This is a genomic window from Kineosporia babensis (assembly GCF_021129305.1).
GTDB lineage: Bacteria > Actinomycetota > Actinomycetes > Actinomycetales > Kineosporiaceae > Kineosporia > Kineosporia babensis.
In genome coordinates, this window is sequence record NZ_JAJOMB010000008.1 from 214,562 (window position 1) to 236,884 (window position 22,323).

Below are 22,323 nucleotides of genomic sequence, written 5' to 3' on the forward strand. Positions count from 1 at the left end.
GATGAACGAGTCCCTCCCGTTCACCCCGCGCCCACCAACTTCCTCCCGTGACCGCTCCGGGAAATCCCCGAGAACCGCAAGGGCCCACGGTCCACCCCCTGACGTGCAGCCCTGACCACGTTGGTTACGCTTTCCATCTCGACGCGCAGGTCGACGCCGACCGCCCGCGCCAGCACCCGCGGACCGGCCACCCGGCGCGAGCGCAAGACCCGGACCGCAAGATGCACGGTAGAGCCGTGCGCCGAGCGGTCGTCACCGTGGCGCCGGACACAGAGGTCCGCATCACGGACTCAACCCAGCACCAGGACCCGCCGACCCAACTGCCGACGGCAGTTCACCGGCCCGCCTGACGCATGGCGCCGATGATGCCGCCAACCACGCCTGAACAGCTACGACGCCAACCAGCGGCGAACTTTCGGGCGAACCGGACACCAGGGCACAAACCCTTGCCGCCGTCTGTTGCCAAAGATGCGAATGCAAGACTGAGCGAACGTGGCAAGACCTTCGGGAGTGGAAAAAGACACGATGTCGAACCAGCCTGCACAGCCCCGTGACGCGGCCGCCAAGCCGGCCCGCGAGCGGGTCGTCATCATCGGTTCCGGTTTCGGCGGCCTGTTCGCGGCCCGCAAGCTGGCCCGCACCGACGTCGACGTCACCATCATCGCCAAGACCTCGCACCACCTCTTCCAGCCGCTGCTGTACCAAGTGGCCACCGGTGTGCTCTCGCAGGGCGAGATCGCCCCGGCGACCCGCGAGATCCTGCGGCGGCAGAAGAACGCCCAGGTCCTCCTGGGCGACGTGACGAAGATCGACGTCGAGGCGAAGACGGTCACCTCGCAGACCCCGGTCGGCGAGGCGGTCACGTCCTACGACACCCTCGTGGTGGCGGCCGGAGCCGGTCAGTCGTACTTCGGCAACGACCACTTCTCCGAGTTCGCCCCGGGCATGAAGAGCATCGACGACGCCCTCGAGCTGCGCGGCCGGATCTTCGGCGCCTTCGAGATGGCCGAGGTGCTCGAGGACCCGGAGGAGATCCAGCAGTGGCTGACCTTCGTGGTGGTCGGCGCGGGCCCCACCGGCGTGGAGATGGCCGGCCAGATCGCCGAGCTGGCGCACAGCACGCTGAAGAAGGACTTCCGCCGGATCGACCCGACCAAGGCCCGGGTGCTGCTGCTGGACGCGGCGCCCTCGGTGCTGCCGCCGTTCGGGGCCAAGCTCGGCAAGAAGGCGCAGACCCAGCTCGAGCGGATGGGCGTGGAGGTCCAGCTCGACGTCAAGGTGGTCAACGTCGACGAGGACGGCCTGGACGTGATCGACCCGGACGGCTCGCCGCGCCGGATCGAGTCGCGCACCAAGGTCTGGGCGGCCGGGGTGCAGGCCTCGCCGCTGGGCAAGCAGCTGGCCGAGCAGACCGGGGCCGAGACCGACCGGGCCGGCCGGGTCATGGTCGAGCCGGACTGCACGCTGCCGGGCCACCCGGAGATCTTCGTGATCGGCGACATGATGTCGCTCAAGCGCTACCCGGGGGTCGCCCAGGTCGCCATGCAGCAGGGCAAGTACGCCGGTAAGACGATCGCCAACCGGCTCAAGGGTGGTGCGCCGCTGCCGGAGTTCGAGTACTTCGACAAGGGCAGCATGGCGACCGTCTCGCGGTTCCACGCGGTGGCCAAGATCAACGACAAGATCCAGCTCTCCGGGTTCTTCGCCTGGCTGGCCTGGCTGGGCGTGCACATCGTGTACCTGATCGGGTTCAAGAACCGGATCACCACGCTGATGCACTGGACCGTCACCTTCATCGGCCGGGGCCGCTCGGAGCGCGCCGTGACCGACCAGCAGGTGGTCGCCCGGATGGCGCTGCACCGGGAGAAACTCGCGAACGAGGCGGAACGGGCCGAGGAAGAAGCTCGTAACGTCGCTTCCTAGAACCTGAACCAACTAGGGACGGGGTGGTCGCCTACCAGGGCGACCACCCCGTCCCTAGTTTTGCTGGGTTGGGCCGTTAACCTGACCAGCGTGCTCCGAACTGTGACCGCCACCAGCTATCTGACTCCCCTACGGGAGGGCGGCTCGCTCCCCGGACTGGTCGAGGCGGACGACGACGGCATGTACGTGGTCAAGTTCCGCGGAGCCGGGCAGGGCACCGCCTCCCTGGTCGCCGAGGTGATCGTGGGCGAGCTGTCCCGCCGGCTGGGGGTGCGGGTGCCGGAACTGGTCCGGATCACGATCGACGGGCGGATGGCCCGGCTGGAGCCCGACGAGGAGGTCCAGGAGCTGCTCAACGTCAGCGCGGGCGAGAACCTGGGCATGGACTTCCTGCCCGGCTCGTTCGGCTACGACGGCATGCACTGGCAGCCCCCGGCCCGGGATGCCGCCACGGTTCGCTGGATCGACGCGTTCACCGCGAACATCGATCGCACCTGGCGTAATCCGAACCTGCTGATCTGGCACCGCAACCTGTGGGCGATCGACCACGGCGCCGCGCTGGTGTTCCAGCACGCCTGGCCGCCGGTGGAACGCTGGGCCGCCCGCCGCTACGACCTGAGCGAGCACATCCTGGCCCCGGTGGCCGACCAGCTGTCCCGGGAGGAGCTGGACGCCCTGGACGCCGAGCTGGCCGCCCGGGTGACCCCTGAGCTCCTCGGGGAGGTGCTGGGGCTGGTGCCGGGAGACTGGCTGCTGTCGATGAACTCGGCGATCGGGGACGACCGCGACGCCGACGCCTGGCGGGCCCGCTACCAGGAGTACCTGCTGGCCCGGCTGGGCGAGCGCACCAACTGGCGGCCCGAGACGGCGCAGGTGAAGTCGTGAGCAGCCTCAGCAGCGGCCTGAACAGCACGCCCGCGGTGGCGAACGTGGACAACGGTCAAAGCGGCCCCAAGCCCTTCTCGTACGCCCTGGTGCGGGCCGTACCCCGGGTGGAGCGCGGAGAGTTCGTGAACGTGGGGGTGGTGTTGTACTCGCAGCACCACGAGTTCCTGGCCTGCACCCGCGACCTGGTCGCCGATCGTCTGCACGTTCTGGCCCCGGAACTCGACCTGTCCCAGCTGGAGAGCGTGCTGCTGGGCTTCGGCTCGGTCTGCGAGGGGGCGCCGGCCGCCGGGCTGATCCGGCAGCAGCCGCTGCGGGCCCGGTTCGGCTGGCTCACCGCCCCGCGCAGCACCGTGGTGCAGACCGGGCCGGTGCACTCCGGGATCACCAGCGACCCGCAGGCCGAGCTGGCCGGACTGCACCGGCGCCACGTGCTGTTGTCCTGACTCGGTCGTCCTGACTCGGGGGACGGCGGTCAGCGCATGGAGTTGGTGGGGCTGGAGTACGAGCCGTAGGCGGCGCTGGACTCCTTCGGCATCAGCAGCCACAGCACCGGGTAGATCAGGATCTGGCTGCCCGGGATCACGATCAGGGTGATCATGAAGATCAGCCGCATCATGGTGGCGCCGATCCCGAACCGGCGGGCCAGGCCGGCGCACACGCCACCCAGGATTCCGCCGTGCTGCGGTCGGTAGAGGCCCTGGGTGTACATGTTCCGATGAATAGAGTTCATGGCGTAGTCACGTCCTCGCTGAGTCAAGATGGGCTGACTCGTCCAGCCTGCTGCAGCTGTGGGCTCTCAGCACATCGGGAATTACCCCCGAGTCACCCTGACCGCCGCAGGCCGACCCTCAGAGGGCGTTGCCTGCGGTGATGCCGCTGTACCGGGTCATCACCGCGAAGATCAGGGTGATCACCAGGACGATCGCGGCGGGGGTGCGCAGCCGTCGCCAGTCGGGGTCACCCCGGTACCGGGCGGCGTGCCGGGCGCTGCCCCCGACCGGCTCGGCACCGGGCTGCAGGCCGAAATAGACGACGGCCAGGGCCACCGCCAGGCCGGCGTACTGGCAGAACTCGGCCCACTCCTGCAGCCGGACGGCGAAGTTCACCTCACCGGGCACGAACAGCCGGTAGAGGCGGTAGCCGGGCATGGCCAGCAGCAGGGGCACCAGGCCCAGCGGCGGTGCGACCAGGCGCCACAACGAGCCGGGGCGCAGATCGGCGAGCCGGCCGAACAGGCTGACGGCGATCATCACCACGCTGATCAGCAGCTGCAGCAGCCGGAACAGGGCCTCGGGGTCGATGCCGGTGGTGAAGTTGTGCAGGTTGGTCTCGGCCTGGTGGTTGCCCTCGAAGCCCTCCGGGGTGGCGATGCCGAACACCCGCTGGCCCCAGGAGATCTCCTCGCCGGCCAGGAAGAACCAGGCCAGGGCGCCGAGCAGGAGCAGGGCGGCGAGGGGGTAGTACCGCTCCCGCAGGGCCGGGCGCAGGCACAGCCCTGCGAGCACGCTGATGAACAGGCTGAGCGCGAACTGGCCCCACTCCACCGGAAAGTCTTCTTCCAGCATCTTGTCGAACGCCGGGCGGAAGATCAGCGCGGCGGCAAGCAGCCCGGCCAGGCTGACCAGAGGCAGCCAGAACAGGGCCCAGACCAGTCGGCGAGGCAGATCCTGCCCGTCCTCTTCGATCAGCCGGGCGAATCCGAGCCCGCCCTTCGGCAACGTCTGGACCACGAGCCACCCCCACCCCATGAACCCCAGGTGGACGGAAGGCAACCAGTAGGCCAATCCACCGTGTACCGGGCGAGACTAGCCAGCGGCGAACCGTGGCCTGGGGCGCTCAGGAGGCCGGATAACGCCCGCTACGTGAGGGACTCCAGCAGGCAGAGCGTGAGGAAAGCTGACGCTGCGTCAGACCTCGGGTTCGTCCAGTGTGACGCGGATCTCAACGCCGAGCCGGGCGCCGTCGTTCAGCGCCAGGCTGTCGCCGCTCCAGAACCGGCCCGGGTCGTACCAGCCCGGTGGACGGTCGTCCGGCAGCAGGCCCATCGCCTGGTACGTCGCCGCCACGATCTCGGCGCAGTACGCGGCCTCCAGGGCGACCGCCTCGTCGGTGCGGCCCGAACGGCGCAGCGTGCGCACCACCTTCTTGCTGCTGACCCAGCGGGTGATCAGGCCGACCGTGCTGGGGAAGGGCGTCCCGGCCATCCGCGCGACCGTGCGCAGCACCGCGTCCTCCGCCTCCCGGCCCACCTCCGGGTCGAGCTGACGGAACCAGGCGCGCTGGTGGTACTTGGTCACCCAGGTGCTGACCGCGGCCGACAGATCGTGCAGCTGGGCGCCGCGATGGTGCTCGCCGACCCAGACGTCGGGCAGGGACCGACCGAGCTCGGCATGCCACATCAGCGGTGGCAGGTCCTCCAGTACCACTGCCATGCCGACGTGGTTGACCGGTGCGTTGGTGAACGCCTGGATGGCCCGGTCCGCGCTGCTGCGGCCGCGGAAGAGCCAGAGGTCTCCGGTGCGGGTCAGTGCGGCGGCCTGAGACAGGGGAATCGGCTGAAGAGGCTGCTGGGCGGGCACAGGACATACCCTAGGCCGATGGCGCAGCGACGCATCGCATGGTGGAAACTTGTCGGGATGGCCGGCGTGGCCGGAGTGGCCGCCGGAGGGGTGCTGATCGCCCGCAACGAGCGGCAGCGCAAGTCCTACACCCCCGACGAGGTCAGGACCCGGCTCCAGGAACGGCTGAACGAGGCCACCGAGGAGCCGGGCGAGAACGAGAAGCAGGCTTCTTAGGTCCTGGGTACAGCAGGCTGTACTGCGGTTGCGGCAGTAGCCGGGATCGGTTCGGCAGGGTTTCGTCCCTAGCGTTGAGGACAACGCAAGGACGGTTAAAAAACCCTGTCGGACAAGGAGAACTACCATGTCGCAGAACACCGGCTCGCAGCCTGGCCCCTACTCCCCCTTCGTGGTCAACCTGGCCTGGCTGGCGGTGGTGGTCGGGGTGGTCGGCAACGCGGTGGCCTCGTTCGCCGCCGACGCCATCGTGGTGCAGCTGGCCCTGAGCTCGCTCACCGCCGTCGGCATCGGCACGCTGGTGCTGAACTGGCTGCGGCGGCGATGAGCCCGGCGATCAGGCTGCAGGACGTGGCCAAGGTCTACCGCACCGGTCAGACCGAGGTCACCGCCCTGCACCGGGTGTCCCTGGACGTGCCGCGCGGCGAGTTCGTCGCGGTGATGGGCCCCTCCGGCTCGGGCAAGAGCACGCTGATGCACTGCGCCGCCGGGCTGGACACCCCCAGCAGCGGCGAGGTGATCGTCGACGGGGTGGCGATCGGCGGCCTGAACGAGACCCGGCGCACCGAACTGCGGCGCGAGCGGATCGGTTTCGTGTTCCAGTCCTACAACCTGGTCTCGTCGCTGAGCGTCGCCGACAACATCACCCTGCCGCTGCGCATGGCCCGCCGCCGCGCCGATCCGGCCTGGGTGGCCGAGCTGGTCGAGCGGGTGGGCCTGACCGAACGGCTGCACCACCGGCCCGCCGAGCTCTCCGGCGGCCAGCAGCAGCGGGCGGCGATCGCCCGGGCCCTGGTCGCCCGGCCCGCAGTGGTTTTCGCCGACGAGCCGACCGGCGCCCTGGATCTGCGGGCCGCCCGCGAGGTACTGGCCCTGCTGCGCCGGATGGTGGACGAACTGGGCCAGACCGTGGTGATGGTCAGCCACGACCCGGCAGCGGCCGCACACGCCGACCGGGCGTTGGTGATGGCCGACGGCCGGATCGTCGAGACGCTGCTGCGACCCACCGCCACCGAGCTGGCCACGAGCCTGATGGGCGCCCAGGAAGCCGCTTTCACGATGGCGGGAGAGAGCTGAGATGTTCTACGTGGCCCGCAAGATGGCCCGGCGGCGGATCGCGGCGCTGATCGCGGTGGTCAGCGCCGTGGTCGGTGGCGCGGCGTTGATCACCATCACCGGCGTGCTCGGCGAGTCCGGGCTGCGCTCACATCCGCCGCTCACCCGGCTGGCCGAGGCCGACATCCTGATCAGCGCGAATCAGACCTTCGGCCAGGGCATCGAGGCGATCGCGCTGCCCGAGCGAGCCGGCATCCCGGCATCCCTGGTCGAGGAGATGGCGGCCCTGCCCGGCGTCGAGTCGGCCTTCGGCGACGTCAGTTTCCCGGCCGCAGTGATCGGCCCGGACGGGCAGCCGGTGGTTGCCGATGAGGATCCGGCCGGTGCCGGGCACGGTTGGATCTCTGAGGGGTCGGCACCACCGGCGGGGCAGGTGGCCCTGAGCGAGTCGCTGGCTTCGGCCGCCGGGCTGGCGGTTGGCGACAACGCCGACCTGATGGTGAACGGGAATCCGCTTTCAGCAGAGGTTTTCGCAGTCACTGGTTCGGGAATCTCTTTCCCCGACGAAGCGGCCGCGCGGTATTCCGGCGATCCCACCAGCGTGGATCTGATCGGGCTCAAGGTGGCCTCCGGGTCCGAGAAGTCAACGATCGAGGACGCGGTGGCCGCCCGGTGGCCCGACCTGGCGGTTGCGTCGGGGGCGGGTCGGGGCGACGTGCTCGATCCGGCGATCGGCGCGGCCCGGGCCCTGCTCCTCGCCCTGGCCGGATCGATGGCCGGGATCACCTTGCTGCTGGTCGGTTTCATCGTGACCGGGGCGCTCGGCGTATCGATCGACGGCCAGCGCCGCGAACTTGCCCTGTTGCGCGCGGTCGGGGCCACACCGCTGCAGATCCGCCGACTGGCGGCCGGTCAGGCCACGGTCGCGGCCGCGGTTGCCCTGGTGCCCGGCATCGCGGTGGGCTACCTCCTGGCCGAACAGGCCCGGCGCTTCCTGGTGCACCTGCAGATGCTGCCCGAAGGCCTGCCCCTGGCCCTCAGCCCGATCCCGGCCCTCGCGACGGCAGCGCTGCTCCTGCTCACCGTGCAGATCGCCGCCCGCAGCGCAGCCTGGCGCATCTCCCGCCGCCCGGCCACCGAGGCCGTGGCCGAGTCCCGCACCGAAGCCCCCACCAACGGCCGGGGCGCCCAGATCCGCAACACCGCCGGCCTGCTGCTGATCGTCTCCGGGCTGATCCTTTCGGTCACGCCGCTGGTGTCCCGCTCGGTGATCGCCATCTCCAGCGCATCGCTGGCCGGGATCATCGCCGCGATCGGCCTGGCCCTGGCCGGGCCCACCCAGCTGCAGACCTTCAGCCAGGCCCTGACCCGGCGCCTGCCCAGTCGCATCTCGCCGACCGCCTGGCTGGCGGTGTCGAACGTGCACGGTTACTCCCGGCGGTTCGCCGGGGCCGTGACCACTCTGGCCATGGCCGTGGTCTTCGTGATCACCTACACCTTCACCCAGACCTCGCTGATGCAGGCCCAGGCCGATGACACCAGCACCGGAACCAGCGCGCAGTACAGCGTTTCGGCGGCTGCGCTGGGCGGCGTTCCCGAGGGCACGGTGCCGGCGCTGAGTTCCGTGCGCGGTGTGGAAGGCGTTGCCGCAGTGCGGAACACCACGCTGATCCGCGAATATCAGATGCTGGGCGAGGCCGAGGTGGAGGCTTCGTCGGTGCTGGTGGCCGGGCCGGAAGCGGCTTCGGTGCTGGACCTCGGCGTGCGGAAGGGCTCGCTGGACGACCTGACCGGGGCCACCGTGGCGGCGGGTGCGGCTACCAAGCTGGCGGTCGGCGACGAGACCAAGCTGATCCTGGGCGACGGGGCCGAGACCACCGCCCAGGTGGTGGCCGTGTACAACCGGGATCTCGGTTTCGGCGGGCTGGTGGCCTCGGCCGATCTGGTGGCCGGGCACACCGCCTCCGCGCTGCCTGCCTCGGTGCTGGTTCGCACCGACGGCTCGGCCGAGGCCGAGGCTGCGCTGACCGATCTGGTGGCTCAGACCCCCGGGCTGGCCCTCGGCCCGGCGAACCCGACCTCGAGCGGGCCGGGCGACATCCCGGCGGAGGTCTGGATCAATCTGGCCGCGATCGGTGTGCTGCTCGGGTATCTGCTGCTGGGCATCACGAACAAGCTGGTGGCGGCCACCACCGCGCGCCGGGCCGAGTTCGCCACGCTGCGGCTGAACGGCAGCACGCCGGCGCAGATCCGGTCGATGACCCGGCGCGAGGCCGGCTTGATCACGGCGGCCGCCACGGTGACCGGGCTGGCGCTGGCCGCGGTGCCGATGCTGCTGCTCGGGGTGGGTCTGCTGGGCCGGCCCTACCCGGCCGGGCCGATCTGGCTGGTGCCGGTGACGGTTGTGGTGGTGGCGGTGATCGGTTTCGCCAGCATCGAACTGGCCACCCGGCAGGCGCTGCGACTGCCTCCGGCCGAGGCGCTGGCTCAGCGTGACTGATCGAGACTGACCGGCAGTTCCGCCAGCGCGTGGAAGGTCGAGGAAGACCGCCAACGGGGGACGCGGGTGAGCGGCTGAACATTCGGGTGGCGGCGGAAGAGGCGGGTCAGGGCCTCTCCCGCCTCCAGCCGCGCCAGCGCGGCCCCCAGGCAGAAGTGGATGCCGGTGCCGAACCCCAGGTGGCCTGGGCCTTCGCGGCCCAGGTCCAGCCGCTCCGGGTCTGGCCAGCGCCGATCGTCGCGTGACGCCCGGTCCAGCTCGACCAGCACCGCCCGGCCGGCCGGAATGCGCACCCCGCCGAGCTGGTGCTCGGTCACCGCGGTGCGGCCGAGCACCCGCACCGGGCTCTCCAGCCGAATCAGCTCCTCGACCGCCCGCGCCGGGTTCTGCTGCAGGGCCGGGAGCTGGTCGCGGTGGTTCATCAGGGCCAGGGCGCCGTTGGCGATCAGGTTGGCCGTGGTCTCGTGACCGGCCGCCAGCAACAGGATGCAGGTGGCCATCACCTCGTCCACCGTCAGTTCGGTGCGCAGCAGCTGGCTGACGAAGTCGGTCCCCTCGCCGCCCTTGCGCGCGGCCAGCACCGGGGTCAGGAACAGCGTCACCTCCAGGCCGGCGGCGATCGCCAGCTGGGCGTCCTCCGGGCTGGCGTCCACCTCGAGAAGCCTGACCAGATCGGGGGTCTGCTCCTGGAACACCTGGGCTCCCTCGACCCCGACATCGAGCAACTCGGCGATCACCGCCAGCGGTACCAGATACCCGAAGTCAGCCAGCAGATCGACCGGAGGGCTCGAATCCCCGTCTTGACAATCGTCTTCAGTCAGATGTTCGTGTTCTTGCTCTTCGATCTGATCCAGGGCCGATTCCACGACCGCACCCACCCGCTCCCGAAAAGCCTCCACCGCCCGGGCACTGAAGGCCGGGGCGACCAGCCGGCGCAGACGGGTGTGGTCCGGGGGATCGGTGAAAATCATCATGGTGTCGGGCATCTGGGGCATCCCGGCCGGGGCCAGCGGACTGTTGGCCGGACTACTGCTCCAGCCCGAGCCGCGCAGCACCACGTCGGCCTCCTGGAAGCCGTGCACCCGGTAGGCGCCGATCGCTTCGTCCCAGAACACCGGCCCGGTCATGGATGCTCCTGCCGATAGGCCTTTTCCAGCTGCCCGAAGCGCGTCACCGGATCGACGCCGAGATCCATCTCCTCGCGAATGCTGCGCCAGTCGCTGGTGGCCCGCAGACCGGCCAGCACCGAGGTCAGGCCGAGGTCGATCCGGCTCAGGGCCAGGTACTCCCCCGGCAGCGCGAGCTTCTGCACCACGGCGGAATGCGGCCCGCGCGGCGAGAACTCGAGATCTACGATGCGAGCCGCGAACTCGGGCGTGTAGGTGAAGGGCTGCGGCGCCAGAACCGGGGCCAGCGGCTCCCGGGCCCAGGCCAGCATGGCCTGCGGCTCGGGCGGCTCCCCCGGGACGAATCCCTGGGCCGTGTACTGCTTCAGCAGCTCGTCGGCATCTCCATCGATCGTCGCCTGCACCGCGGCCACCATCCATCCCACCTGTCCGGTGTCCCAGGTCTTGACGCAGCCGAAGTCCAGGAAGGTGACGCTGCCGTCGGGATGGAACAGGTAGTTGCCCGGATGCGGATCGGCGTTGAACCGGCCCAGGCGGCGCAGACTGCCCAGGGTGAACCGGTAGATCGCCTCGCCCCACTGGTCTTTCAGCTCCTGCTCGGCCTGGCGGGCCTGGGCCCAGCGCATCCCGTCGCTGCGTTCCATCGTGAGCACCCGGCCGGTGCTGAACTCGGGCAGCACCTCGGGCACTCGGGCGAACGGATGATCGCGGTAGGCGTCGGCGAAGACCTGCTGGTTGGCCGCCTCGGTGCGGTAGTCGATCTCCTCACCGATCCGCTCGCTCACCTCGACTGCCAGAGCCCGGGCGTCAGTACCGCCCAGGTCGGGCAGCACCCCGCGGATGAGCTGGAAGAACGTGGCCAGCAGCTCGGCGTTGGCGAGGTCGGCGCGAATCGCCTCGGCCACGCCCGGGTACTGGATCTTGACTACCACCCGGCGGCCGTCGGGCGTGACGGCGGCATGCACCTGGCCGATCGAGGCGGCGGCCAGCGGGTGCGGGTCGAACTCGGCGAACACCTCCTGTGGCGGGGCCCCGAGTTCGGCGGTGACGGCCTCGGCGGCCAGCTCCGGCTCCATCGGCGGCGCATCGTCCTGCAGGCGGGCCAGGGCCGCCTGGTACACCGACTGGCTGCCGCCCTCGACCAGAGAGCCGAGCGAGACGAAGGAGAGAATCTGCCCCGCCTTCATCAGCACGCCCCGGGAGTTGCCGAGCGACTGGGCGTACCGCTCGGCGCTGCGCTGGGGACTGTGTTCCTTGCGGCGCAGGGCCGAGATCACCGCTTCTCCGGCGGTCCGGCCGGTCAGCGCAACCAGCGGGGCCGCCCGGGCTACGCGACCGGTCCGGATCCGGCCGGCCTTCTCCGGGCTCCTCGGGGGTTCGGCTTGCGACATGGGCCCTCCGTCACCGCTACGTAGCCCTCTGTGTAACACGATCCGCCGCGAGGTACATCTCATCGCCCGATGCTGCGCTCCCCCGGGGACCGGGGCCCGTCAGGCTGATGTCACTCGGGGGGCGGCCACGCTGCCGCGCGGCATCGGTTCGGGGACCAGTACCGTGCGGCGCTGGTCGGTCTTCCGGTCGTTCGCTTCGACGGCATAGCTGACCACCGACTCGACCAGGCTGTCGATCGGCCACTGGTAGCTCGACAGCGGCGGGGTCAGCAACCGGCCGGCGGGCAGGTCGTCGTAGCCGACCACCGAGATGTCCTCGGGCACTGACATGTTCAGCTCGCGGGCGGCCAGGTACACGCCGAACGCGATCGAGTCGGCCAGGCAGAAGAAGGCGGTGGGCGGGGCGGGCACGGCCAGCAGTTCGCGCACCACGGCCGCAGCTCCGTCCAGGTCGTGCGGACAGGTCCGGACAGCGGCGGTCAGGCCCAGCTCGGGGGCCATCTGCTGGACGATCTGCTCGGCCGGGCGATCGGGAGTGGCCCGGTCGGTCGGGGTGAGCACGGTGACCCGGGTGTGCCCGGCCTCGGCCAGCAGCCGCAGGCCGTGCCGGACGCCGGTGACGTTGTCGAAGACCACCTCGGCGGCGGCCGGCGCCCCGGGCAGGCCGTCGCCGACCGCGACAAGCACTGTGCGCTCAGCGATCTCGGTCCAGTGCGGGGCGTTCGGGTCCACCGGCAGCACGACCAGGGCATCGGCCCGCTGGTCGACCATCCGCTTGGCCAGGGTGATTTCGCGCTCCGGGTCGTTGCCCGCGTCTACCGTGATCGGATTGCGGCCGGCCCCCAGCAGGCCCCGGCCCAAGGCGGCGGCCACCTGCTGCTGCCAGCCGTCGGCCAGCGATCCGCACAGCACGCCGATCGTCTCGGTACGGCCGGAGGCCAGTGCCCGGGCGATCGGGTCGGCCTCGTAGCCCAGGCGCTTGGCCGCCGCCCGCACCCGCGCCTGCGTCTCTTCGGTGACCTGCAGCCCTCGCAGGGCGTAGCTGACCGCCGCCGGGGAGAGCCCGGTCTCCTCGGCGATGTCGCGCAGCGTCGGCCGGTGACGCCCCTGATTCATGCAGTCACCGTATCCGGGCTCACTCACCCCTCCCCCTTGTCATGATCAAGGTGAAGCGCTTCAATGAAACGCAGTGAAGCGCTTCACCGCAGGTCGAGGCCCGGTTACCGGGAGGTCGGACTGCGTTGGCCGTCACGCGGTGTTCAGCCGGGCGACGCGCCGTGGACGCCTCTTGCACGATGCCGGGCGGACCGGTTGAATAAGTCTATAGATTTAGTCGAGAATGCAGGTCAGGCCTACGGGGAGGTCCGGGATGCGGAGAGGTGGTGGGTGTGACGTCGAGTTCGGCACGGGCGTGCGACGTGCATCAGCACCTCTGGCCGCCGGCTCTCCTCGAGGCCCTGCGCGCTCGCACAGAACCGCCCTTTCTCCGCGGATACACCCTGTACCTGGACGGCGAACCGCCGTACGAGGTGAACCCGGCCGATCACGATGTCGCGGCTCGGCTCGCCCAGCAGGGCGATGTCCGGGCCCTGGTGTCGCTGTCCAGTCCGCTCGGCCTGGAAGACCTGCCGCCGGCTGAGGCCCAGCCTCTCCTGGACGCCTGGCACACCGGTGCCCAGGCGTTCCCGGCGGGCTTCGGCGCCTGGGCCGCGGTCGGGCGGATCGAGCCGGACCGGGCCGGGCTGGCCGAGTTGCTGCGGGGCTCCTTCGTGGGCCTGCAGATCCCGGCCACCTGGATCTCGACCCCGCGCGCCCTCGAGGCTCTCGCCCCGGTACTCCAGGTGTGTGAGGGCGCGAACAAGCCGGTGTTCGTCCATCCGGGTGCAGTTTCTTCTCCCGCCGAGGAGGAGCTGCCCGGCTGGTGGCCCGCCGTCGTCGACTACACCGCGCAGATGTCGGCGGCCTGGTGGGCCTGGCACCGGATCGGCCGTTCGCTGCTGCCGCAGCTGCGGATCGGGTTCGTCGCCGGGGCCGGCCTGGCTCCGCTGCACCACGAGCGGATGGTCGCCCGGGGCGGGCGGCTCGGCCGGACCGATCCGGGGGTCTTCGTGGAGACCTCCAGCTACGGCCCGCAGGCGGTGGACGCCCTGATCCGGGCCCTGGGGATCGACGCCGTGATCCGCGGCAGCGACCGCCCCTACGCCCAGCCCACTCCTCTTGGCTTCGGCAACGCCGCCGACCATGCCATCGATGTCAGCAACCCGCAGCGCTTCCTGATCGGAGGTACGCCATGACCGAGAGCACCGTTGCCGGTGCGACCGACGTCGCCGTCCTGAACGACCTTCCCGCCCGCACCCTCACCCGCCCGGAGCTGCGCGAGCTGGTCTCCGCCATCGCCGACGACCCGGCGGTGTGGCAGCAGCACGTGGCCTACGACGACGAGCACCGGCACTACGTCTGCCTGCACCGCGACGCGAACGTGGACGTCTGGGTGCTGTGCTGGACGCCGAGCAACGACACCGGCTGGCACGACCACGACGTGTCCTCGGGCGCGGTGGCGGTGGCGGACGGCGAGGTGACCGAGCACAACCTGGTGATCGGCAGCGCGGCACTGGAGGTGCGGGTGCCGGCCGGGCACTCGTTCAGCTTCGGCCCGGACCACATCCACCGGATGACCGGGGTGGCCGAGGGCAGTGTCTCGATCCACGCCTACTCACCGCCGTTGTGGCGGATGGGCCAGTACGCGATCAGCACCACCGGCGTGCTGCGGCGCACCTCGGTCTCCTACGCGGACGAGCTGCGGCCGATCGACGAGCCCTTCCCGGACGACCAGGAACGCCTGCGCGACGCCGCGCTGCACCCCTGACCCGCGTCGCTCGAGCCGCTCAGCGGGTGGGCTCGTTGGCCTCGACCAGGTCGGCCAGGGTGGGCAGCAGATCCTGGGCGATGGTGAGGTCACCGGTCAGGTCACGGTCGGCCGGGTTGTCCCCCAACGGCAGGCAGGCCTCGAGCAGGGCACCCCAGCCGGCGCTCTCGGTCTTGACCCCGGTCATCCGGATCGCCCGCACGGCCGCCACCAGCTCGCACGACAAGGCCGTGGCGTAGGCATCACCGGCGGTCAGCAACTGCACGGCCGATCGGGATGCGAAGCTGGCGTGCTCCTCGGTGCCCCGCGAAAGGCTCACCGAGCCGAGCGAGGCCGGGGTCGCGGCCGAGCGCAGCTCCGCAAGGGCCGAAGCGGCCAGGTATTCCAGCATCATCACGCCTGAGGCGCCGGGCGTTCCGTCGCCCAGGAACGGCGGCAGACCGGTGGCCGCCGGGTCGACCAGCATGGCCAGCCGGCCCTGCAGCAAGGACGCCGACTGGGCCGCGGCGATCGCCGCGCTGTCGCAGCCGAGGGCCACGGCCGGGATGTGAAAGCCGCCGTGATGCGCCACCACCGGCTCCGGGTCGGGCCCGAGCACGGTGGGACCGGCCAGGATCACCGGGTTTTCGGCGGCCGCGTTCAGGTGCGCCCCCACCACCCGGTCGAGCTGCTGCAGAGTGTCCAGCAGCAGGCCGTTCACCTGAGGCAGACAGCGCATTCCGAAAGGGTCCTGAATCCGGGCCGGTTCACCGGTAGGGCCGTCCTGTCCGGCTTCGGTCACCAGCTCGGTGACCACGCGGCAGACCCGGCGCACGCCCATACCCGGCGTCACCCGGGCCACCGCCGGACCGAAGGCTTCCCAGTTCGCCCGCACGGCAACCCCGGTCAGCGTGGCCACCCCCAGCGAGGCCCAGGCCAGGGTCTGCAGGCGGGCGGTGGCCAGCGCGGCATCGGCCAGGGTGGCGGCGTTGGAGCTGAGAAACGGCAGCGCGTCGTGAATTCCGAGCACGGTCGGACGTAGCGGATTGGTCAGCGGCGCCTCGCCGAGCAGGCCGAGCGCGGTGGTGGCCATCGCGGTGAGGTCGCCGGTGCCGATCCCCGCGTGCTCGCGGATCGGGGGCAGGGCATCGGCGTTGATCATCGCGACCAGGCCGTCGATCGCGGCCATCGAGATGCCGCTGCCGCCGGCCGCGAGCTGGTTGAGCCGGACCAGCAGCGTGGTCCGGATCCGGATGTCGTTGCGGATCTGGCCGGCGCTGGTGGCGTGCGAGCGCAGCAGGCCCAGGGTGTAGCGGGCGGCTTCGGTGGCGGGCAGGGCTACTTCACGGTTGGCGCCTACCCCGGTGGTCCGGCCGTACACCGGGCGCAGGCCGACCGCGGCGTTCGCGGCCTGGTGGGAGGCCAGGGCGCGGCGGCGGGCGGTCGGCGTGATCCGTACCTTCAGCGGGGCGTCCACCCGGGCCACCAGCTTGCGCGTGGTCAGGGTGCGGCCGTCGATCGTCATCGCGGGCACTCCGGACCGGCGGGCGCGCGCCGGTGGGGCCGCGTCCGCTGCAGCAGCCGCGGCGGCCCGGTCCGCCGGAGTCTGATCCATCGCCACGCTTCGCTCCCGATTCACTCCTTGAGGTAACGGCTCCCCCGGCAGAGATCTGGACGCCGCCACCGCCTCGACACCCATGTGACTCTAGTTTCCACAGAACGGCAATGTGTTTCCGATGGATGAAAAAATTGCTCCGGCCGAGACGGCACTCTTCATCCTTGGTAGAAAAGGTGCTCCACCGATCGAGAGGGGCGCCGAAGATGCCCGGCAAGCCCCCGGCCAGCTCTTCCACCAGATCCGTCGAGCGCGCGCTGGCCCTGCTGGCCGCAGTTTGCACCGGCGGTACCGACACCTTGGTCGAGCTCGCCCGCACGGTGGAACTTCCGGTGAGCACCACGCTGCGCCTGTTGCGCACCCTTGAGCAGGACCAGTTCGTCACCCGTGCGGAGAGCGGCGGCTACCGCCCCGGCCCTCGGATGATGCAGCTGGGTGCGCAGGCGCTCTCGCACGAGCACCTGGTGCCGCTGAGCCGGGCCGCCCTTAACGAGCTGGTCGCGCAGACCGGTGAATCGGCCTACCTGAGCGTGCCCGGACCTGGGCAGACCGCGTTGTACCTGGCCATGGCCCAGGGCACGCACTCGGTCCGGCACGCCGGCTGGGTAGGCCGTTCCTTTCCCCTGGAGGGCAGCGCCGCCGGCGGAGTGCTGCTTGGCCGTACCCCCGAGCAGGGCTGGACCAGCAACGCCTCAGGTATCGAGCCCGACGTGACCGCGATGGCCGCCCCGGTCACGGGCCCGGGCGGGGTAGTCGCCGCGCTCAGCATCGTCGGTCCGACCTATCGTCTGGACCAGAGTTCCGTCGCCCGGTTCGGCCCGCTGCTGAGCCGTCTGGCCCGCGAGCTGGGTCAGTGCCTCGGCGGTACGCCTGCGCAACCGCCTGCTCCTGTTGAACCGAATAGCCCCCAAGAGCCGGATCCCAACCACGGACGTTTGCCCGCCCCCGGTCCCGACCGCGGACGTCCGTCGGTCGAAGGTCCCGACCGCGGACGCCCACTGACACGTAGCCCCGACCAGCTACGTCCCCAAGCAGTTGAGCCCGAGCGGGAGCCGCCGGCCGGCACCCCGGCCGGGCACGAACGTCCGTAAGCAAGAAAACTGAAGTCAGCGCAAGACCCCTGCCCAACGAGACACAGCTGACCCGGCTGCCCCACCCGCAGACCCCGAGCACGATGCACGAGAGCAGAGATGAGCGCATGATCAAGTTTGAATCCGTGGTGAAGAAGTACCCGGACGGGACCGTGGCGGTGAACGGCCTGGACCTGGTGGCACCATCGGGCAAGATCACCGTGTTCGTCGGCCCCTCCGGCTGCGGCAAGACCACCTCGCTGCGCATGATCAACCGGATGATCGAACCCACCTCGGGCACGATCTGGCTGGACGACCAGGACACCGGCAAGGTCTCCGAGAGCACCCTGCGGCGCGGTATCGGCTACGTGATCCAGCACGCCGGGCTGTTCCCGCACCGCACGATCGTGGACAACATCGCCACCGTGCCGCTGCTGCTGGGCTGGGACAAGAAGAAGGCCCGGGCCCGTTCGCTGGAGCTGATGGAGCGGGTCGGGCTGGACCCGAACTTCGCCAGGCGTTACCCCGCACAGCTTTCCGGCGGCCAGCAGCAGCGGGTCGGCGTGGCCCGGGCCCTGGCCGCGGACCCGCCGGTGATGCTGATGGACGAGCCGTTCAGCGCGGTCGACCCGGTGGTGCGCGGGGAGCTGCAGGACGAATTCCTGCGGCTGCAGTCGGAACTGGGCAAGACCATCATCTTCGTCACCCACGACATCGACGAGGCGGTCAAGCTGGGCGACCAGGTGGCCGTGCTCAAGGTCGGCGGCACGCTGGCCCAGCTGGCCTCCCCGGCCGAGCTGCTGACCGATCCGGTGGACGACTTCGTGGCCGGCTTCGTGGGGCGCGACCGGGGTTACCGCGCACTGGGTTTCGAATCCGGGACGCTCGACGCGGCGAGCGAGCAGACGGTCAAGTTCGGTGACGACTCGGCAACCGTGCTGCGGGCGGGGCGGGACGGCTGGGCCCTGGCCGTGGACGAGGCCCGCCGGCCGTTGGGCTGGGTGCGCTCGGCTGCGGTGCCCAGTGGCAAGCAGGTCGGGCCGGAACTGCTGCACCGCGGGGGCACCCTGGCCTCGGTCTCCGGTTCGCTGCGCGCCGCGCTCGACGCCGCGCTCTCCTCACCGTCCGGCCGCGGGGTGCTGATCGACGAGAACGGTGCCCTGGTCGGCACGGTGACCGCGGCCGAGGTGGTCCAGCGGATCGAGTCGCACCTGCACGCCCGGCGCGACCAGCACGACGAGGGGGCGGTGAGCGGCGGATGATCAACTACCTCAAGAACAATCCGGACAACGTCTCCGAGTGGTTCTTCGCCCACGTCTGGCTCTCGGTGGTGCCGGTGGTGCTCGGGCTGATCATCGCCCTGCCGATCGGCTGGGTGGCCAGCCACTACCGCTGGACGTACCCGCCGATCACCAACCTGGCCGGGCTGCTCTACACCGTCCCGTCGCTGGCGCTGTTCATCATCATGCCCTCGATCCTGGGCACCAAGATCCTCTCTCCGATCAACATGGTGGTCGCGCTGACCGTGTACAGCGTGGCCCTGCTGGTCCGGGTGGTCGCCGACGGGCTGAACTCGGTGGCCCCTGACGTGCGGGCCGCGGCCACCGCGATGGGCTTCACCGGTCTGGGCCGGTTCCTGAAGGTCGACCTGCCGATCGCGGTGCCGGTGATCACCGCCGGGCTGCGGGTGGCCACGGTCTCGAACGTCAGCCTGGTCTCGATCGGCGCGCTGATCGGGGTGCCGCAGCTGGGTTCGCTGTTCACCACCGGTTTCAGCCGGTACATCCCCGGCATCGTGCTGCTGGGAATTGTCCTGTGCCTCGTCCTGGCCCTGGTGCTGGACGGGCTGATCATCCTGGGCGGCCGGTTGCTGACCCCCTGGCAGCGGGCGGTGGCGAAGCGATGATCAACGGAATCATCGAGTGGCTGAGCGACGGTGAGCACTGGTCGGGCCCGGACGGGATCACCGCGCGGCTGCTCGAGCACCTGCAGTACTCCTTCTCCGCCCTGGCCGTGGTGCTGCTGATCGGTATCCCGATCGGCCTGTACATCGGGCACACCGGCAAGGGCTCGGTGGCCATCGCCGGCAGCGCCAACGCGCTGCGGGCCCTGCCCACCTTCGGCCTGCTGCTCTATCTGGTGATCGGGTACGGCGACAAGCTGCCGACCGACTGGATCTACCTGGGCCCTTCGTTGTTCGTCCTGGTCGTGCTGGGTGTTCCGGCGGTCCTGTCGAACACCTACGCAGGCGTGCAGAACGTCGACCCTGCGGCCCGAGACGCGGCTAAGGGCATGGGGATGACCGGGATGCAGGTGCTGCTGCGGGTCGAGCTGCCCAACGCCCTGCCGCTGATCCTGTCCGGTGTGCGCAGCGCCATGCTGCAGATCATCGCCACCGCAACGGTGGTCGCCTACGTCACCCTGGGTGGGCTGGGCCGCTTCATCATCGACGGCCTGTCCCAGCAGGACTACTTCCAGATGGCCGGCGGCGCCATCCTGGTCGCCGTGCTCGCGGTCGCTCTCGACCTGGCGTTCGCGGTGATCCAGCGTTACGTCGTCTCGCGCGGCATCACCGGTCGCTACGCGGCCCCGGCGGCGAACGCCGACGTGGTGGCGGCCGAGTCCAAGGCTTCCGTTTAGACCCGGTTACACAGGGTTGCGGCGGGATCGTGGGTCGACTGTTGCCGAGTTGATACCCGCACACACTGCAGACCCCCCAAGACTGTCGGTGGCAGGCGACAAGCTGTCATCTGCGCAGTTCCAACACATCCGAACCAGGAGTGCACTGATGAATCGACGCAGAATGGTCGTCGCCTCGGCCCTCGCGACCTCTGCCCTGGCTCTGTCGGCCTGCGGCGGCGGCAGCGACCCCCTCGACAACTCCAGCGGTGGCGACGGCGACACCGGCTCGGGCTCCTCCGAGTCGATCATCGTCGGCTCGGCCAACTTCCCCGAGAACGAGTTGCTCGCCGAGATCTACGCGGGCGCCCTCGAGGCCAAGGGAGTCTCGGTCTCGAAGAAGCTCAACATCGGCTCCCGCGAGGCCTACATCCCGGGCCTGGAGGACGGCTCGATCGACCTGCTGCCGGAGTACTCGGGCAACCTGCTGTCGTTCCTGGACGACAAGGCCACCGCGGTCAGCTCCGAGGACGTCTACGCCGCCCTGCCGGCCGCCCTGCCCGAGGGCCTGAGCGTGCTCGAGCAGTCCACGGCCGAGGACAAGGACGTGGTCACGGTCACCAAGGAGACCGCCGACAAGCACAGCCTGAAGTCGATCGGTGACCTCAAGGGCAAGAACCTGATCCTCGGCGGCCCGCCGGAGTGGAAGACCCGGGCCACCGGTGTGCCGGGCTTCGAGAAGAACTACGGGGTCACCTTCAAGGAGTTCAAGGTGCTAGACCCGGGCGGCCCGCTCACCGTGGCCGCGCTGAAGAACGGCACGGTCGACGTGGCCGACATGTTCAGCACCGACCCCACGATCACCACCAACGGCTGGGTCACCCTGGAGGACCCGGAGAACCAGTTCGCCGCCCAGAACGTGGTGCCGGTGATCAACAAGGAGAAGGCCAGCGGCACCGTGAGCGATGCCCTGAACGCCGTCTCGGCCAAGCTGACCACCGAGAACCTCACCGCCATGATGGGTGAGATCAACCAGGAGCAGAAGGAGCCGGCCGACGTGGCCGAGGAGTTCCTCTCCAGCAACGGCCTGAGCTGACCGAACGAACGAGTGCCCGCCCCGTGGCTACGGGGCGGGCACTTCTTTTGCTCAGTCGCAGGCCTGGGCGCGAACCAGACCTTGATCGAGCCCGACTTCTGCTTCTTGCTGCAGTCGATGGCCCCGTACCAAGGCAGCGGCGGGCGGCTCAGCGGGAGCGGGCCTCGGAGACGGCCTTCTTCGGCGGCTTGGCGTCGAACTTGTACGTCATCAGGTCGATCCGGGTGGCAAAACCCGCATCGGACAACCGCTTCAGCACCACCGGACAGCTCTTGCACCGCGGCTTGTCCTTGCAGCACTTCTTCTTCGCCTTCTTCACGCCCACGTCGGCAGATTAGGTGAGCCTGACCTAACTTCCAAGTGTCAAGGCCTGTGGACATTTGCGTCGTCTCATGCTGATCAGAACCGCAGATGGTCCTCTGAGCGTGATCAGGCTGGGAATGTGCGCGCCCTCACGTCCAGATCTCAGCCACCGTCCCGCCGCCCGTCAGGTCCGGCCCGGCTGCCGCCCACCACCGTGCACCCGGCGTTCCAGCGCAGCGGCCGCCGCCTGGACCGACCCCACCAGACGCTCGTGATCGCTGACCGTCCCACCTGGGTACGTCACCGCCACCGCGGCCACCGGGTACCCGTTGTGGTCCAGCACCGCTACCGCCACGGACGAGAACCCGGGCGTCACGGCGTCGTTCTCCACGGCGTACCCGGCCCGGCGCACCGTCATCAACACCCGACGCAACTCGGGCAGGCTGCTCGGCGCCGGTGGGCCCTCGCCGTACCCCGCCTTTTCGGCCGGGGCAGCATTGAAGGGCGCCGGCGCGAATGCCTCCCGGCCGGGAAACAGCGCCCTGACCTGCGCCTGAGGAAGAGCCGCGAGCATTGCCCGGCCACTGGCGGTGAGCTCGCTGGGCAGGCGCACGCCCACGTCGGTGACCAATGGCGGACGTCCGGGGGCCCGTTCCTCGATCAGATACAGCACTTCGCGGCCATGCAGCACTCCCAGATGCGCGGTGTGCCCGACGGCATCGACCAGCCGGGACAGCACCAGCCGGGAGAGACGCTGGAGCGGTTCCTGGCGGGAGTAGGCCGAGCCCACCTCGAAGGCCGCAACGCCCAGACCGTAGCGCCGCACCTCCGGCAGATGGGTCACGAAGCCTTGGTCGATCATGGCCGTGAGCAGGTGATACACCGTGCTGCGGGGTAGCCCCAGCTCCCGCGCCAGCGCCCCCGCGGGCAACGGACCCGGCGCCCGGGCCAGAACCCGCAGGATGGCCAGCGCCCGGGTCGCCGCCGGGACCTGCCCCTCCCCCCGGTCTGGGCTCCCCACTCGTCCCCCATTTGGACCGCGACCCCGCGCTCTGGTGGGCCGACCCTGTTCGCCCAGCCGGGCGTCCTCTTGTT

At 70.2% G+C, this 22,323-nt stretch carries 23 protein-coding genes; 14 read left to right on the forward strand and 9 right to left on the reverse strand.

The window, feature by feature from the left end; translation table 11 throughout:
• The first annotated feature begins 525 nt into the window (after window positions 1-525).
• The 3 genes from LR394_RS17160 to LR394_RS17170 all read left to right on the forward strand — a co-directional run bounded on the left by LR394_RS17160 (window position 526) and on the right by LR394_RS17170 (window position 3,254).
• Window positions 526-1,923, forward strand: coding sequence for an NAD(P)/FAD-dependent oxidoreductase (locus LR394_RS17160; protein WP_231443066.1), 1,398 nt, complete (start codon window positions 526-528; stop codon window positions 1,921-1,923).
• Between the two features lie 90 nt (window positions 1,924-2,013).
• The gene (locus LR394_RS17165) at window positions 2,014-2,808 is read left to right on the forward strand and encodes a HipA family kinase (RefSeq protein ID WP_231443068.1); all 795 of its coding nucleotides are present in this window, start codon (window positions 2,014-2,016) and stop codon (window positions 2,806-2,808) included.
• Window positions 2,805-3,254: a DUF3037 domain-containing protein gene (locus LR394_RS17170; RefSeq protein ID WP_231443070.1), complete on the forward strand. Its 450-nt coding sequence runs from the start codon at window positions 2,805-2,807 to the stop codon at window positions 3,252-3,254. Before LR394_RS17165 ends, LR394_RS17170 begins: the two co-directional genes overlap by 4 nt.
• A 29-nt stretch (window positions 3,255-3,283) precedes the next feature.
• On the opposite strand, the gene LR394_RS17175 is transcribed toward LR394_RS17170, so the two are convergent.
• From LR394_RS17175 to LR394_RS17185, 3 genes are all read right to left on the reverse strand, one after another.
• On the reverse strand, window positions 3,284-3,541 hold the full coding sequence (locus tag LR394_RS17175) for a PspC domain-containing protein (RefSeq protein ID WP_231443072.1): 258 nt from the start codon (window positions 3,539-3,541) through the stop codon (window positions 3,284-3,286).
• Between the two features lie 118 nt (window positions 3,542-3,659).
• Complete coding sequence (locus tag LR394_RS17180; protein WP_231443074.1) at window positions 3,660-4,541, reverse strand: hypothetical protein; 882 nt, start codon at window positions 4,539-4,541, stop codon at window positions 3,660-3,662.
• Window positions 4,542-4,718: 177 nt separating this feature from the next.
• Window positions 4,719-5,390: a hypothetical protein gene (locus LR394_RS17185; protein ID WP_231443076.1), complete on the reverse strand. Its 672-nt coding sequence runs from the start codon at window positions 5,388-5,390 to the stop codon at window positions 4,719-4,721.
• A gap of 18 nt (window positions 5,391-5,408) precedes the next feature.
• On the opposite strand from LR394_RS17185, the gene LR394_RS17190 reads away from it, so the two are divergent.
• The 4 genes from LR394_RS17190 (at window position 5,409) to LR394_RS17205 (ending at window position 9,162) form a co-directional block, all read left to right on the forward strand.
• Window positions 5,409-5,606 carry a hypothetical protein gene (locus LR394_RS17190; RefSeq protein WP_231443078.1) on the forward strand — a complete coding sequence of 66 codons (198 nt, stop codon included), beginning with the start codon at window positions 5,409-5,411 and terminating at the stop codon, window positions 5,604-5,606.
• Window positions 5,607-5,733: 127 nt separating this feature from the next.
• Window positions 5,734-5,934, forward strand: coding sequence for a hypothetical protein (locus tag LR394_RS17195; protein WP_231443080.1), 201 nt, complete (start codon window positions 5,734-5,736; stop codon window positions 5,932-5,934).
• Window positions 5,931-6,683, forward strand: a complete 753-nt coding sequence (locus LR394_RS17200) for an ABC transporter ATP-binding protein (protein ID WP_231443082.1) — start codon at window positions 5,931-5,933, stop codon at window positions 6,681-6,683. Before LR394_RS17195 ends, LR394_RS17200 begins: the two co-directional genes overlap by 4 nt.
• A gap of 1 nt (window position 6,684) precedes the next feature.
• Entirely contained in the window at window positions 6,685-9,162 is a 2,478-nt protein-coding gene (locus LR394_RS17205; protein ID WP_231443084.1) for an ABC transporter permease, read from the forward strand.
• On the opposite strand, the gene LR394_RS17210 is transcribed toward LR394_RS17205, so the two are convergent.
• From LR394_RS17210 to LR394_RS17220, 3 genes are all read right to left on the reverse strand, one after another.
• Window positions 9,150-10,289 (reverse strand): cytochrome P450, encoded by a 1,140-nt coding sequence (locus LR394_RS17210; RefSeq protein WP_231443086.1) that lies wholly within the window; start codon window positions 10,287-10,289, stop codon window positions 9,150-9,152. The two genes, LR394_RS17205 and LR394_RS17210, sit on opposite strands and share 13 nt — an antisense overlap.
• Window positions 10,286-11,680: an ABC1 kinase family protein gene (locus LR394_RS17215; protein WP_231443088.1), complete on the reverse strand. Its 1,395-nt coding sequence runs from the start codon at window positions 11,678-11,680 to the stop codon at window positions 10,286-10,288. The genes LR394_RS17210 and LR394_RS17215 overlap by 4 nt, the downstream gene beginning before the upstream one ends.
• A gap of 99 nt (window positions 11,681-11,779) precedes the next feature.
• On the reverse strand, window positions 11,780-12,796 hold the full coding sequence (locus tag LR394_RS17220; protein ID WP_231443090.1) for a LacI family DNA-binding transcriptional regulator: 1,017 nt from the start codon (window positions 12,794-12,796) through the stop codon (window positions 11,780-11,782).
• Window positions 12,797-13,068: 272 nt separating this feature from the next.
• On the opposite strand from LR394_RS17220, the gene LR394_RS17225 reads away from it, so the two are divergent.
• Window positions 13,069-13,974: an amidohydrolase family protein gene (locus tag LR394_RS17225; RefSeq protein ID WP_231443092.1), complete on the forward strand. Its 906-nt coding sequence runs from the start codon at window positions 13,069-13,071 to the stop codon at window positions 13,972-13,974.
• On the forward strand, window positions 13,971-14,546 hold the full coding sequence (locus LR394_RS17230) for a cysteine dioxygenase (RefSeq protein ID WP_231443095.1): 576 nt from the start codon (window positions 13,971-13,973) through the stop codon (window positions 14,544-14,546). Before LR394_RS17225 ends, LR394_RS17230 begins: the two co-directional genes overlap by 4 nt.
• A 19-nt stretch (window positions 14,547-14,565) precedes the next feature.
• Here the strand turns inward: LR394_RS17230 and LR394_RS17235 are convergent, their stop codons facing one another.
• Window positions 14,566-16,140, reverse strand: coding sequence for an aromatic amino acid lyase (locus LR394_RS17235; protein WP_231443210.1), 1,575 nt, complete (start codon window positions 16,138-16,140; stop codon window positions 14,566-14,568).
• Between the two features lie 206 nt (window positions 16,141-16,346).
• Between LR394_RS17235 and LR394_RS17240 the strand changes: the two genes are divergently transcribed.
• The 5 genes from LR394_RS17240 to LR394_RS17260 all read left to right on the forward strand — a co-directional run bounded on the left by LR394_RS17240 (window position 16,347) and on the right by LR394_RS17260 (window position 20,925).
• On the forward strand, window positions 16,347-17,231 hold the full coding sequence (locus LR394_RS17240; protein ID WP_231443097.1) for an IclR family transcriptional regulator: 885 nt from the start codon (window positions 16,347-16,349) through the stop codon (window positions 17,229-17,231).
• Window positions 17,232-17,338: 107 nt separating this feature from the next.
• Window positions 17,339-18,472, forward strand: coding sequence for an ABC transporter ATP-binding protein (locus LR394_RS17245; protein ID WP_231443099.1), 1,134 nt, complete (start codon window positions 17,339-17,341; stop codon window positions 18,470-18,472).
• On the forward strand, window positions 18,469-19,116 hold the full coding sequence (locus LR394_RS17250; protein ID WP_231443101.1) for an ABC transporter permease: 648 nt from the start codon (window positions 18,469-18,471) through the stop codon (window positions 19,114-19,116). Before LR394_RS17245 ends, LR394_RS17250 begins: the two co-directional genes overlap by 4 nt.
• Window positions 19,113-19,850 (forward strand): ABC transporter permease, encoded by a 738-nt coding sequence (locus tag LR394_RS17255; protein ID WP_231443103.1) that lies wholly within the window; start codon window positions 19,113-19,115, stop codon window positions 19,848-19,850. The genes LR394_RS17250 and LR394_RS17255 overlap by 4 nt, the downstream gene beginning before the upstream one ends.
• Window positions 19,851-19,998: 148 nt before the next feature.
• Complete coding sequence (locus LR394_RS17260) at window positions 19,999-20,925, forward strand: ABC transporter substrate-binding protein (protein WP_231443104.1); 927 nt, start codon at window positions 19,999-20,001, stop codon at window positions 20,923-20,925.
• 148 nt (window positions 20,926-21,073) lie between these two features.
• Here the strand turns inward: LR394_RS17260 and LR394_RS17265 are convergent, their stop codons facing one another.
• Both LR394_RS17265 and LR394_RS17270 read right to left on the reverse strand, forming a co-directional pair.
• Window positions 21,074-21,250, reverse strand: coding sequence for a hypothetical protein (locus LR394_RS17265; RefSeq protein WP_231443107.1), 177 nt, complete (start codon window positions 21,248-21,250; stop codon window positions 21,074-21,076).
• A 162-nt stretch (window positions 21,251-21,412) separates the two neighbouring features.
• A complete protein-coding gene (locus LR394_RS17270; protein WP_231443109.1) occupies window positions 21,413-22,249 on the reverse strand; it encodes an IclR family transcriptional regulator in 837 nt (278 codons plus the stop codon).
• Window positions 22,250-22,323: the final 74 nt, after the last annotated feature.